Raw genomic sequence first — 12,224 nt, 5'->3', positions numbered from 1 at the left:
GTCGCACGCCCGCTTCGCATGCGAAGCGGGCGTGGCCGCACGCGTCGGCGGTGGCCGGAACATTGATCTTGTCGGCACGATGCGGGGAGGAAAGGTATGACGGCGGTGCAGCGCACGCTGATGGTGATGGCAGGCGGCACCGGAGGCCACGTGTTTCCGGGGCTCGCGGTCGCACACCGGATGGAGGCGCAGGGATGGCGCGTCGTGTGGCTCGGCAATCGCTCCGGGATGGAAGCGACGCTCGTGCCGAAGCACGGCATCCCGATGGAATACGTGCAGTTCGGCGGCTTGCGTGGCAAAAGCCTCAAGACCAAGTTCGCGCTCCCGTTCAACCTGCTGCGCGCGTGCTGGCAGAGCCTCGGCGTGCTGCGCCGGGTGCGCCCGGACGTGGTGCTCGGCATGGGCGGCTACATCACGTTCCCGGCCGGCGTCATGACGGCGCTGTCCGGCCGTCCGCTCGTGCTGCACGAACAGAACTCGATCGCCGGGCTCGCGAACAAGCTGCTTGCGAAGCTCGCGAAACGGGTGCTGGTCGCGTTTCCCGACGCGTTGCCGAACGCCGAATGGACGGGGAATCCGATTCGCGCGGAACTTGCGCGCACGGCGCCACCCAAAGCACGCTATGCCGCGCGCAGTGGCCCGTTGAACGTGCTCGTCGTCGGCGGCAGCCTCGGTGCGGCCGCGCTGAACGAAGTCGTGCCGCGCGCGCTGGCGATGCTGGCGCAGGCCGAGCGGCCGCACGTCGTGCATCAGGCCGGCGCGAAGCATATCGATGCGCTGAAGGCGAACTACGAAGCGGCCGGTCTGGCGTACGGCAGCGACGTGCAGCTGGTGCCGTTCATCGACGACATGGCCGCGGCGTACGCGGCGGCGGATCTCGTGATCTGCCGTTCGGGCGCGATGACGGTGTCGGAAATTTCGGCGGTGGGCGTGGCGGCATTGTTCGTGCCGTTCCCGTACGCCGTCGACGATCACCAGACGACCAACGCCGCTTTCCTCGCCGATGCGGGCGCGGCGGTGCTGGTGCAACAACGCGACCTGTCGGCCGAACTGCTCGCCGACTGGTTGCACAGCCAGTCGCGGGCGTCGCTCGCGGAGATGGCGGAGCGTTCGCGCTCGCTGGCGAAGCCTGACGCCACCGACGAAGTCGCGCGCGTCTGCGCGGCGGTGGCCGGCGCGAACCTGGAAGGACAGCAATGAAACATATCGTCAAACACATTCATTTCGTCGGCATCGGCGGTGCCGGCATGAGCGGCATCGCGGAAGTGCTGGTCAACCTCGGTTACGAGGTGAGCGGCTCCGACATCTCGCGCAACGCCGTGACCGACCGGCTCGAGGCGCTCGGCGCGCGGATCGCGATCGGGCACGACGCGGCGAACATCGAGGGCGCGAATGCGGTCGTCGTGTCGACCGCGGTGCGCTCGGACAACCCCGAAGTGCTGGCCGCGCGGCACCGGCGCGTGCCGATCGTGCAGCGCGCGGTGATGCTCGCCGAGCTGATGCGCCTCAAGCAGGGCATCGCGATCGCCGGCACGCACGGCAAGACCACGACGACGAGCCTCGTCGCCAGCGTGCTGGCGGCGGGCGGCCTCGATCCGACCTTCGTGATCGGCGGGCGTCTCATCAGCGCCGGCGCGAACGCACGGCTCGGCACGGGCGACTTCATCGTCGCGGAAGCCGACGAGTCGGACGCGTCGTTCCTGAACCTGTATCCGGTGATCGAAGTCATCACGAACATCGACGCCGATCACATGGACACCTACGGCCACGACTTCGCGCGGCTCAAGCAGGCGTTCATCGAATTCACGCAGCGCCTGCCGTTCTACGGCAGCGCGGTCGTGTGCGTCGACGATCCGAACGTGCGGCAGATCATCCCGTTCATCTCGAAGCCGGTGGTGCGCTACGGCCTGTCGGCGGACGCGCAGGTGCGTGCGGAGAACATCGACGCGCGCGACGGCCGGATGCACTTCACCGTGATCCGCGAAGGGCGCGCGCCGCTGCCGGTGGTGCTGAACATGCCGGGCCTGCACAACGTGCAGAACGCGCTCGCGGCGATCGCGATCGCGACGGATCTCGGCGTCGCGGACGACGCGATCCAGCAGGCGCTCGCCGAATTCAACGGCGTCGGGCGGCGCTTCCAGCGCTATGGCGACGTGCCGGCGGCGGGCGGCGGCAGCTACACGCTGATCGACGACTACGGTCATCACCCGGTCGAGATGGCGGCGACGATCGCGGCGGCGCGCGGCGCATTCCCGGGCCGCCGCCTCGTGCTGGCGTTCCAGCCGCACCGCTACACGCGCACGCGCGACTGCTTCGACGATTTCGTCAACGTGCTGTCGACGGTCGATGCGCTGGTGCTGACCGAGGTGTATGCGGCGGGCGAGGCGGCGATCGCGACGGCGAACGGCGACGCGCTGTCGCGCGCGCTGCGCGCGGCGGGCAAGGTGGAGCCGGTGTTCGTCGCATCGGTCGACGAGGTGCCGGACGCGCTGACGAAGGTCGCGCAGGACGGCGACGTGGTGATCACGATGGGCGCGGGCTCGGTCGGCGGGGTGCCGGCGAAGCTCGTGCAGAACATGCAACGGAAGGGGTGACATGAGCGGGATCGATCCGAAACGTTTCGGCAAGGTGGCAGTGCTGCTCGGCGGCGAATCCGCGGAGCGCGAGGTGTCGCTCAATTCGGGCCGGCTCGTGCTGCAGGGACTGCGCGACGCGGGCATCGACGCGCATCCGTTCGACCCGGCCGAGCGGCCGCTGTCGGCGCTGAAGGATGAAGGGTTCGCGCGCGCGTTCAATGCGCTGCACGGCGGTTACGGCGAAAACGGCCAGATTCAGGGCGCGCTCGATTTCTACGGCATCCGCTACACGGGCAGCGGCGTGCTGGGCTCGGCGCTCGGCCTCGACAAGTTCCGCACGAAGCTGGTCTGGCAGCAGACCGGCGTGCCGACGCCGCCGTTCGAAACGGTGATGCGCGGCGACGACTACGCCGCGCGCGCGCCGGAGATCGTCGCGAAGCTCGGCCTGCCGCTGTTCGTGAAGCCGGCGAGCGAAGGCTCGAGCGTCGCGGTGCTGAAGGTGAAGGCGGCCGACGCGCTGGCGGCCGCGCTCGAAGAGGCGGCGAAGCACGACCGGATCGTGATCGTCGAGAAGAGCATCGAGGGCGGCGGCGAATACACCGCGTGCATCGCCGCGGATCTCGACCTGCCGCTGATCAAGATCGTGCCGGCGGGCGAGTTCTACGACTATCACGCGAAGTACATCGCGAACGACACGCAGTACCTGATCCCGTGCGGCCTGCCGGCCGAGCAGGAAACGGAGCTCAAGCGTCTCGCGCGGCGCGCGTTCGACGTGCTGGGCTGCACCGACTGGGGACGCGCGGATTTCATGCTCGACGCCGCCGGCAAGCCGTACTTCCTGGAGGTGAACACCGCGCCGGGCATGACCGATCACTCGCTGCCGCCGAAGGCGGCGCGCGCGGTCGGCATCAGCTACCGGGAGCTGGTGGTCAAGGTGCTGTCGCTCACGCTCAACGATTGAAGCAGGAACGGAAGACGTCATGTGGAACAACGTTCGCCAGCTCAACCTAGCCGCCAGCGCGCTGTACGCGCTGCTGCTGCTCGTGTTGGCGGCGGCCGGCTGCTATTGGTCGATCCAGCGCCCGACGTTCGCGCTGCGCGAGATCAGGATCGACGGCGACGTCGAGCACATCAATGCGCCGACGGTGCGCGCGGGTGTGGTCGGCCGCCTGAAGGGCAATTTCTTCACGGTCGATCTCGATGCGGCGCGCGTTGCGTTCGAACAGATGCCGTGGGTGCGCCACGCGAGCGTGCGCCGCGTGTGGCCGAATGCGCTTGCTGTCACGCTGGAAGAGTACAAACCGCTCGGGACCTGGGGCAGCGATCAGCTCGTGAGCGTCGACGGCGAGCTGTTCACGGCGAACCAGGGCGAACTCGACGATCCATTGCCCGCATTCGACGGGCCGGAAGGCAGCGCGAAGGAAGTCGTCGGGCGCTATCGCGACTTCGCGAAGTGGTTCGCGCCGCTCAAGGCGACGCCGGACGAGGTGACGCTGTCTTCGCGTTTCGCGTGGACCGTGAAGCTGTCGAACGGCATGCAGGTGGAGCTGGGACGGGAGCGCAACAGCGAAACGCTGCTCGACCGCACCCGGCGTCTCGTCGCCGCGTGGCCCGCCGTCACGCAGCGCTGGGGCAGCGACATCGAGTATGCGGACCTGCGCTACCCGAACGGGTTCGCGATCCGCGCGGCGGGCATGCGGTTCCTGACTGACACCGACAAGCGCAAGTAGAAACAAGACATCACACGCAAGAGCACTCTATATGAGCAAAGACTACAAGGATCTGCTGGTTGCCCTCGACATCGGCACGTCGAAGGTGGTGGCCGTCGTCGCCGAACTGAAGGGCGAAGGCCACTATGAGGTGATCGGCCTCGGCCAGAGCGAGTCGAAAGGTCTGAAAAAAGGTGTGGTGGTGAACATCGAGGCCACCGTGCAGTCGATCCAGCGCGCGCTCGAGGAAGCCGAGCTGATGGCCGACTGCAAGATCACCAACGTGTTCACGGGGATCGCCGGCAGCCATATCCGCAGCTTCAATTCGAGCGGGATGGTGGCCATCAAGGAAAAGGAAGTGACGCAGACCGACGTCGCGCGCGTGATCGAGACCGCCAAGGCGATCAACATCCCGACCGACCAGCAGGTGCTGCACATCCTCACGCAGGAATTCATCATCGACGGCCAGGAGGACGTGCGCGAGCCGATCGGCATGAGCGGCATCCGCCTCGAGGTGAAGGTGCACATCGTCACGGGCGCGGTGAGCGCCGCGCAGAACATCGTCAAGTGCGTGCGCCGCTGCGGCCTCGAAGTGAACGACCTGATCCTGCAGCCGCTCGCGTCGTCGCTGTCGGTACTGACCGAGGACGAGAAGGATCTCGGCGTGGTCCTCGTCGACGTCGGCGGCGGCACGACCGACATCGCGATCTTCGCGGAAGGCGCGATCCGCCACACGGCCGTGATTCCGATCGCGGGCGACCAGATCACGAGCGACATCGCGATGGCGCTGCGCACGCCGACGCCCGACGCGGAAGACATCAAGGTCGGCTACGGCATCGCGAAGCAGGCGCTCGCCGATCCGGACGAGATGATCGAGGTGCCGGGGCTCGGCGAACGCGGCCCGCGCACGCTGTCGCGCCAGGCGCTTGCCGCGGTGATCGAGCCGCGCGTCGAGGAGCTGTTCTCGCTGGTGCAGCAGGTCGTGCGCGAATCCGGTTACGAGGAGCTGCTGAGCTCCGGCGTCGTGATCACCGGCGGCGCGTCGATGATGCCGGGCATGGTCGAGCTCGGCGAAGACATTTTCCTGAAGCCGGTGCGCATCGGTGCGCCGGAGTATGCGGGCGGCCTGGCCGACGTCGTGCGCAATCCGCGCTATTCGACGGCGATGGGCCTGCTGGTGGAAGGGTCTGCTCAGCGCATGCGCGGCCGCAAGGTCGCGGTGCAGTCCGGTTCCGCGGGACAGATTTTCTCGCGGATGAAGGAATGGTTCCTGAGCAATTTCTGACGAAATGAGAGTAGCGCCGGTGTCGGCGGCCGGCGCGCGGCAGGAGGTTGCCCGATCTCCTGCCGAAATATGGCCGAGTAGCAGCATCTTTCTTGACGGAGGCAATAATGGAATTTGAAATGCTGGAAACGGAAACCAACGGCACCATCATCAAGGTGGTCGGCGTTGGCGGCGCTGGCGGCAATGCCGTGCAGCACATGATCAACCGTGGCGTGCAGGGCGTCGATTTCATCGTGATGAACACCGACGCGCAGGCGCTGTCGCGTTCGCGCGCGCCGACCGTGATCCAGCTCGGCAACACCGGCCTCGGCGCCGGCGCGAAGCCGGAAATGGGCCGCGCGGCGGCCGAAGAGGCGCGCGATCGCATCGCCGACGGCCTGCGCGGCGCGCACATGGTGTTCATCACCGCCGGCATGGGCGGCGGCACCGGCACGGGCGCCGCTCCGGTGGTCGCGCAGATCGCGAAGGAAATGGGCATCCTGACGGTTGGCGTCGTCAGCAAGCCGTTCGAGTTCGAAGGCGGCAAGCGGATGCGCGTCGCGGAAGCCGGTTCGCAGCAACTGGAGGATCACGTCGACTCGCTGATCGTCGTGCTGAACGACAAGCTGTTCGACGTGATGGGCGATGACGCCGAGATGGACAAGTGCTTCCAGTGCGCGGACGACGTGTTGAACAACGCGGTGGCCGGCATTGCGGAAATCATCAACGTCGATGGCCTGGTCAACGTCGACTTCGAAGACGTGAAGACGGTGATGGGCGAGCAGGGCAAGGCGATGATGGGCACGGCGACGGTCGCCGGCGTCGATCGCGCGCGCCTCGCGGCGGAACAGGCCGTGGCGAGCCCGCTGCTCGAAGGCGTCGACCTGTCGGGCGCGCGCGGCGTGCTGGTCAACATCACGTCGAGCCGTTCGCTGCGCCTGTCGGAAACGCGCGAAGTGATGAACACGATCAAGAGCTATGCAGCCGAGGACGCGACGGTGATCTTCGGTGCGGTGTACGACGACGCGATGGGCGACGCGCTGCGCGTGACGGTCGTGGCGACGGGCCTCGGCCGTGAGGTGAAGAAGCAGCAGGCGGCGCCGATGACGCTGCTGCGCACCGGCACCGACAACCAGCCGGTCAGCGTGGGCTCGCACAGCTACGCGCCGGCGCATCACGTCAGCACCGCCGACTACGGCGCGCTCGACACGCCGGCGGTGTGGCGCAACTCGCGCGAAACCGCGGCGTCGCATGTGCAAGCGCTGCAGGAAAAGGGTGTCGACACGTACGACATCCCGGCGTTCCTGCGCAAGCAGGCCGACTGAGGCACGAACAGGCGAAGCCGCGGCGGTGTCGCCGCGGTGAAGCCGGCGTGACGGATGCAACGGATCTCGACAGGCCGCGTCGTGTGCGACGCCGGGCCGGGAGACATGCCCTCTTCGCATCGGCGAAGCGGGAGGGGCCGTACTGTCCGTAACGCGCAGGAAACCGTATCGCTATGAGGGACCAGGCATGATTCAAGTGGGCGACGCGCTGCCCGACGCGCAGCTGTTCGAGTTCATCGACGACGACGCGCGCGAAGGCTGCACGCTGGGGCCGAGCGCCCGCAGCGTGCGCGAGCAGACGGCGGGCAAGCGGGTGGTGATCTTCGGATTGCCCGGCGCTTTCACGCCGACCTGTTCGGCGCAGCATGTGCCGGGCTATGTCGCGCATGCCGAGCCGTTGCGCTCGGCGGGCATCGACGAGATCTGGTGCGTGTCCGTCAACGACGCATTCGTGATGGGCGCTTGGGGACGTGATCTGCACACCGCGGGCAAGGTGCGCATGATGGCGGACGGCAGCGCGGCTTTCACTCATGCGCTGGGGCTGACGCAGGATTTGTCCGCGCGTGGCATGGGGATTCGCTCCCTGAGCTACGCGATGGTGGTCGACGACGGTGTGGTCAAGACGCTGGCTGTCGAAGCGCCGGGCAAGTTCGAAGTGAGCGATGCGGCAAGTGTGCTCGCGACGTTGAAGTCCTGATTGCGCGATGCACCGTTGCCTGTGGGCAACGCCATGCATCGGCCGCAGGGCAGTCGTAACACGGGCCGATGACCGGAAACGCCTCCGTTCCGGGCATCGGCCCGTCCCGTATCGACACGGGTAATTGTCGGAAACACATTGCTACGTAGTTTCAAACGACGTTGAATAGGGAATTACGCTATAATGCACCCTATCAAATATAGCTCCTGATTGATATTTTCAATCAAGAAGAAGATCATCATGCTGAAGCAGCGCACCATCAAATCGATCGTCAAGACCGTGGGCATCGGTCTGCACTCGGGCCGCAAGGTCGAACTGACGCTTCGTCCGGCCGCGCCGGGCACGGGCATCGTGTTCTCGCGAGTCGACCTGCCCACTCCCGTCGACATCCCGGCTTCGGCGATGTCGATCGGCGATACCCGGCTTGCGTCGGTGTTGCAGAAGGATGGTGCGCGCGTGTCGACCGTCGAGCACCTGATGTCCGCGTGCGCGGGCCTCGGGATCGACAATCTGTACGTCGACGTCACCGCCGAGGAAATCCCGATCATGGACGGCAGTGCCGCGTCGTTCGTGTTCCTGATCCAGTCGGCCGGCATCGAAGAACAGAACGCGCCGAAGCAGTTCATCAAGGTCAAGAAGCCGGTCGAGATTCGCGAAGGCGACAAGTTCGCGCGGCTCGATCCGTATTTCGGCTTCAAGCTGAAATTCACGATCGACTTCCGCCATCCTGCCGTGGACAAGACCGGGCAGGAACTCGAGATCGATTTCGCGCATACCTCGTACGTGCGCGAGATCGCGCGGGCGCGCACCTTCGGCTTCGCCCATGAGGTCGAGATGATGCGCGAGCTGGGCCTCGCGCGCGGCGGCAGCATGGACAACGCGATCGTGCTCGACGAGTACCGCGTGCTGAACAACGACGGGCTGCGCTACGACGACGAGTTCGTGAAGCACAAGATGCTCGACGCGATCGGCGACCTGTACGTGGTCGGCCATCCGCTCCTGGCGTCGTACACGGCCTACAAGTCCGGGCACGGGCTCAACAACGCGCTCCTGCGTGCGCTGCTCGCGCAGAAGGACGCGTACGAGATCGTGACGTTCGCCGATTCGCAGTCCGCGCCGAGCGGCTTCGCGTTCGACACGCAGACCGCCTTCGCCTGAGCGCCGAGCGCGGCGCACCCATGAAAAAAAGCGACCTACGGGTCGCTTTTTTGTCTTGCGGCGGCCGAGGCCGGGGGAATCAGCGCGGCGTCTTGGCGTGGCGCGCGGCCATCCGGGCCAGCGCCGCCTGCAACGGCGACGGTTCGAGGCTGTCGGCCAGTTCGCGCAGCGCGGTCGCACCCGCCGGCGACATGCGTGCCTCCTTGACGTGCGGCGGCTCGGGCGCCGCCTGCGGGCGCACGCGAACCCTGAGCGTCGCCACCGGCCAGCCGCGTTGCTGGAGATCCGCAAGCAGCCGTGGCTCGACCTGCCGCAACCGCGCGGCCAGCGCGTTGTGCGCGGCAAACAGGGTCAGGACGCCTTCCTTGATGAAGCCCGGCTCGACGTGATTGGCCAGGTAATCGGGGAGCAAGGCGGACAGGTCGCGCTGCAGCGCGGCGACCTGCTCGACGCCGGCGCGCAGCGCGGCGAACGCGTCGGTGCGTCTGAGCACCTCGGATGCGGCTTGCGGCCGGGCGGGGCCGAGCGGGCTGTAACGCTGGGTGAATCGGTTCATCGAGGCAATCTTCGGGCGCGGCTCGCGCGTAGATATCAGCGGCGATTGTACCCCGGCGCGGCCCGCGTTCCCCGGTTTCCTGCCGGTTCGCCCGCCGCGGCGCGGGCCGGCCTTGCGGCCGATGTCTCCGGCGCGCGTTGGCTCGCGTGCTAAAATTCGATGTTTGAATTCACTTACACGCTAAGCCGCCGAGGCTCGGGCGTCAGGGCGCGTGAGGCGTCCGGGGCGCCGGTGCAACGACGCAGGATCCGATCCGATGACAACCGGTTTTCTCCAGAAGATTTTTGGCAGCCGCAACCAGCGGCTCGTCAAGCAATATCAAAAGACCGTCGCGGCGATCAATGCGCTCGAAACGCAGATCGAGAAGTTGACGGACGACCAGTTGCGCGGCAAGACGGACGAATTCCGTCAGCGGGTCGCGGCCGGCGAGTCGCTCGACAAGCTGCTGCCCGAAGCCTTCGCGGTCTGCCGCGAGGCCAGCCGCCGCGTGCTGAAGATGCGCCACTTCGACGTGCAGCTGATCGGCGGCATGGTGCTGCACTACGGCAAGATCGCCGAAATGCGCACCGGCGAGGGCAAGACGCTCGTCGCGACGCTGCCGGTCTACCTGAATGCGCTGTCGGGCCGCGGCGTGCACGTCGTGACGGTCAACGACTACCTCGCGCAGCGCGACGCCGAGTGGATGGCGCGCCTCTACAACTTCCTCGGGCTGTCGGTCGGCATCAACCTGTCGGGCATGGAGCACGAGCAGAAGCAGCAGGCGTACGGCTCCGACATCACGTACGGCACGAACAACGAGTTCGGCTTCGACTACCTGCGCGACAACATGGTCTACGAGACCGACGCGCGGGTGCAGCGCGCGCTCAATTTCGCGGTCGTCGACGAAGTCGACTCGATCCTGATCGACGAGGCGCGCACGCCGCTCATCATCTCCGGCCAGGCCGAGGATCACACCGAGCTGTACGTGCGGATGAACGCGCTGCCGCCGCTGCTCGAGCGCCAGATCGGCGAGGAGAAGGCGGACGGCACCGGTGTCGAGAAGCCGGGCGACTACACGCTCGACGAGAAGGGGCGTCAGGTGTTCCTGACCGAAGCGGGCCACGAGAAGGCCGAGCGCCTGCTCGGCGAGTGGGGCCTGATCGGCGACGGCGAGAGCCTGTACGCGCCGCAGAACATCACGCTGATGCACCACGTGTACGCGGCACTGCGCGCGCACACGCTGTTCCATCTCGACCAGCACTACGTCGTGCAGAACGGCGAAGTGGTGATCGTCGACGAGTTCACGGGCCGCCTGATGGCGGGCCGCCGCTGGTCCGACGGCCTGCACCAGGCGGTCGAGGCGAAGGAGCACGCGAAGATCCAGAGCGAGAACCAGACGCTCGCGTCGATCACGTTCCAGAACTATTTCCGGATGTACGCGAAGCTGTCGGGCATGACCGGCACGGCGGACACCGAAGCGTACGAATTCAACGAGATCTACGGCCTCGAGACGGTCGTGATCCCGACCAACCGTCCGCCGAAGCGGATCGACAAGCAGGATCAGATCTACAAGACGGCGAAGGAGCGCTATGACGCGGTGATCCGCGACATCCGCGAGTGCCACGAGCGCGGCCAGCCGGTGCTGGTCGGCACTACGTCGATCGAGAACTCCGAGCTGCTGTCGCACCTGCTCAAGCAGGCCGGGCTGCCGCACGAAGTGCTGAACGCGAAGCAGCACGCGCGCGAGGCGGCGATCGTCGCCGAGGCGGGCCGTCCGAAGCGCGTCACGATCGCGACCAACATGGCGGGCCGCGGCACCGACATCGTGCTCGGCGGCAACGCGGAGAAGCAGGCCGCCTTCCTCGAGGCCGACGAGTCGATCCCGGCCGACGAGAAGGCACGCCGCATCCAGCAGCTGCACGACGAGTGGGAAACGCTGCACGAGCAGGTGAAGGCCGCGGGCGGCCTGCACATCATCGGCACCGAGCGTCACGAGTCGCGCCGGATCGACAACCAGCTGCGCGGCCGTGCGGGCCGCCAGGGCGATCCGGGCTCGTCGCGCTTCTACCTGTCGCTCGACGATCCGCTGTTGCGCATCTTCGCGGGCGACCGCGTGCGGGCGATCATGGATCGCCTGAAGATGCCGGAGGGCGAGGCCATCGAAGCCGGCATCGTCACCCGCTCGATCGAATCCGCGCAGCGCAAGGTCGAAGCGCGCAACTTCGACATCCGCAAGCAACTGCTCGAATACGACGACGTGTCGAACGACCAGCGCAAGGTCATCTATCAGCAGCGCAACGAGCTGCTCGAAGCGCACGACATCACCGAGACGATCGGCGCGATGCGCCACAGCGTGATCGCCGACGTGGTGCGCCAGTTCGTGCCGGCAGGCAGCATCGAGGAGCAGTGGGACGTCCCCGAGCTCGAGGAGGCGCTGCGCAACGACTGGCAACTGGATCTCGCGATCCAGGAAATGGTCAACGAATCGTCGTCGATCACCGCGGACGAGATTCTCGAAGCCGTGACGACCGCCGCCGACGAGCAATACGAAGGGAAGGTCGCGCTGGTCGGCCGCGAGTCGTTCAGCGCGTTCGAGCGCTCGATCATGCTGCAGACGCTCGACCGTCTGTGGCGCGACCATCTGGCCGCGCTCGACCACCTGCGCCAGGGCATCCACCTGCGCGGCTACGCGCAGAAGAACCCGAAGCAGGAATACAAGCGCGAGTCGTTCGAGCTGTTCGCGGCCATGCTCGAAGCGGTCAAGCAGGAAGTCACGCGGATCGTGATGAACGTCCAGATCCAGTCGCCCGAGCAGCTCGAGGAAGCGGCCGAGCAGATCGAGGAGCAGGGCGGGCATCTCGAGAACGTCGAGTATCAGCACGCGGAGTTCGCCGAAGCCGGTGCGCCGGCCGCGGGCGGTGCCGCCGTCGCGGCCGCCGCGGCGACGAGCGGGATGGTCG

General features: G+C 66.9%; 10 protein-coding genes. 9 read left to right on the top strand and 1 reads right to left on the bottom strand.

The annotated features are described in order from the left end of the window. Window positions 1-96: 96 nt before the first annotated feature. From murG to lpxC, 8 genes are all read left to right on the top strand, one after another. The gene (gene murG, locus LIG30_RS18385; RefSeq protein WP_038714241.1) at window positions 97-1,200 is read left to right on the top strand and encodes an undecaprenyldiphospho-muramoylpentapeptide beta-N-acetylglucosaminyltransferase; all 1,104 of its coding nucleotides are present in this window, start codon (window positions 97-99) and stop codon (window positions 1,198-1,200) included. Then, the gene (gene murC / locus LIG30_RS18380) at window positions 1,197-2,594 is read left to right on the top strand and encodes a UDP-N-acetylmuramate--L-alanine ligase (RefSeq protein ID WP_038714239.1); all 1,398 of its coding nucleotides are present in this window, start codon (window positions 1,197-1,199) and stop codon (window positions 2,592-2,594) included. Before murG ends, murC begins: the two co-directional genes overlap by 4 nt. A gap of 1 nt (window position 2,595) precedes the next feature. Further along, window positions 2,596-3,537, top strand: coding sequence for a D-alanine--D-alanine ligase (locus tag LIG30_RS18375; protein WP_038714237.1), 942 nt, complete (start codon window positions 2,596-2,598; stop codon window positions 3,535-3,537). 19 nt (window positions 3,538-3,556) lie between these two features. Next, window positions 3,557-4,306, top strand: coding sequence for a cell division protein FtsQ/DivIB (locus tag LIG30_RS18370; RefSeq protein WP_038714235.1), 750 nt, complete (start codon window positions 3,557-3,559; stop codon window positions 4,304-4,306). A gap of 31 nt (window positions 4,307-4,337) precedes the next feature. After that, window positions 4,338-5,570, top strand: a complete 1,233-nt coding sequence (gene ftsA, locus LIG30_RS18365) for a cell division protein FtsA (RefSeq protein ID WP_038714233.1) — start codon at window positions 4,338-4,340, stop codon at window positions 5,568-5,570. Window positions 5,571-5,677: 107 nt separating this feature from the next. Further along, window positions 5,678-6,874 carry a cell division protein FtsZ gene (gene ftsZ / locus LIG30_RS18360; protein ID WP_038714231.1) on the top strand — a complete coding sequence of 399 codons (1,197 nt, stop codon included), beginning with the start codon at window positions 5,678-5,680 and terminating at the stop codon, window positions 6,872-6,874. 187 nt (window positions 6,875-7,061) lie between these two features. After that, window positions 7,062-7,571, top strand: a complete 510-nt coding sequence (locus LIG30_RS18355) for a peroxiredoxin (RefSeq protein ID WP_038714230.1) — start codon at window positions 7,062-7,064, stop codon at window positions 7,569-7,571. A 240-nt stretch (window positions 7,572-7,811) separates the two neighbouring features. Beyond that, window positions 7,812-8,729, top strand: coding sequence for a UDP-3-O-acyl-N-acetylglucosamine deacetylase (lpxC, locus tag LIG30_RS18350; protein ID WP_038714262.1), 918 nt, complete (start codon window positions 7,812-7,814; stop codon window positions 8,727-8,729). A gap of 79 nt (window positions 8,730-8,808) precedes the next feature. On the opposite strand, the gene LIG30_RS18345 is transcribed toward lpxC, so the two are convergent. Further along, window positions 8,809-9,285, bottom strand: coding sequence for a DUF721 domain-containing protein (locus LIG30_RS18345; protein WP_038714228.1), 477 nt, complete (start codon window positions 9,283-9,285; stop codon window positions 8,809-8,811). Window positions 9,286-9,541: 256 nt separating this feature from the next. Between LIG30_RS18345 and secA the strand changes: the two genes are divergently transcribed. Then, window positions 9,542-12,224: preprotein translocase subunit SecA (gene secA / locus LIG30_RS18340; RefSeq protein WP_038714226.1), on the top strand; the 2,683-nt coding region annotated here is incomplete at its 3' end.

It is taken from the genome of Burkholderia sp. lig30, from assembly GCF_000687455.2.
Taxonomy (GTDB): domain Bacteria; phylum Pseudomonadota; class Gammaproteobacteria; order Burkholderiales; family Burkholderiaceae; genus Burkholderia.
The sequence above is the reverse complement of the archived record's forward strand: the minus strand, read 5'-3'. Positions and strand labels throughout refer to the sequence as shown.

Coding starts and splice junctions, on each gene's coding strand:
- murG (WP_038714241.1), top strand. CDS start 97: ATGACGGCGGTGCAGCGCACGCTGATGGTGATGGCAGGCGGCACCGGA.
- murC (WP_038714239.1), top strand. CDS start 1,197: ATGAAACATATCGTCAAACACATTCATTTCGTCGGCATCGGCGGTGCC.
- LIG30_RS18375 (WP_038714237.1), top strand. CDS start 2,596: ATGAGCGGGATCGATCCGAAACGTTTCGGCAAGGTGGCAGTGCTGCTC.
- LIG30_RS18370 (WP_038714235.1), top strand. CDS start 3,557: ATGTGGAACAACGTTCGCCAGCTCAACCTAGCCGCCAGCGCGCTGTAC.
- ftsA (WP_038714233.1), top strand. CDS start 4,338: ATGAGCAAAGACTACAAGGATCTGCTGGTTGCCCTCGACATCGGCACG.
- ftsZ (WP_038714231.1), top strand. CDS start 5,678: ATGGAATTTGAAATGCTGGAAACGGAAACCAACGGCACCATCATCAAG.
- LIG30_RS18355 (WP_038714230.1), top strand. CDS start 7,062: ATGATTCAAGTGGGCGACGCGCTGCCCGACGCGCAGCTGTTCGAGTTC.
- lpxC (WP_038714262.1), top strand. CDS start 7,812: ATGCTGAAGCAGCGCACCATCAAATCGATCGTCAAGACCGTGGGCATC.
- LIG30_RS18345 (WP_038714228.1), bottom strand. CDS start 9,285: ATGAACCGATTCACCCAGCGTTACAGCCCGCTCGGCCCCGCCCGGCCG.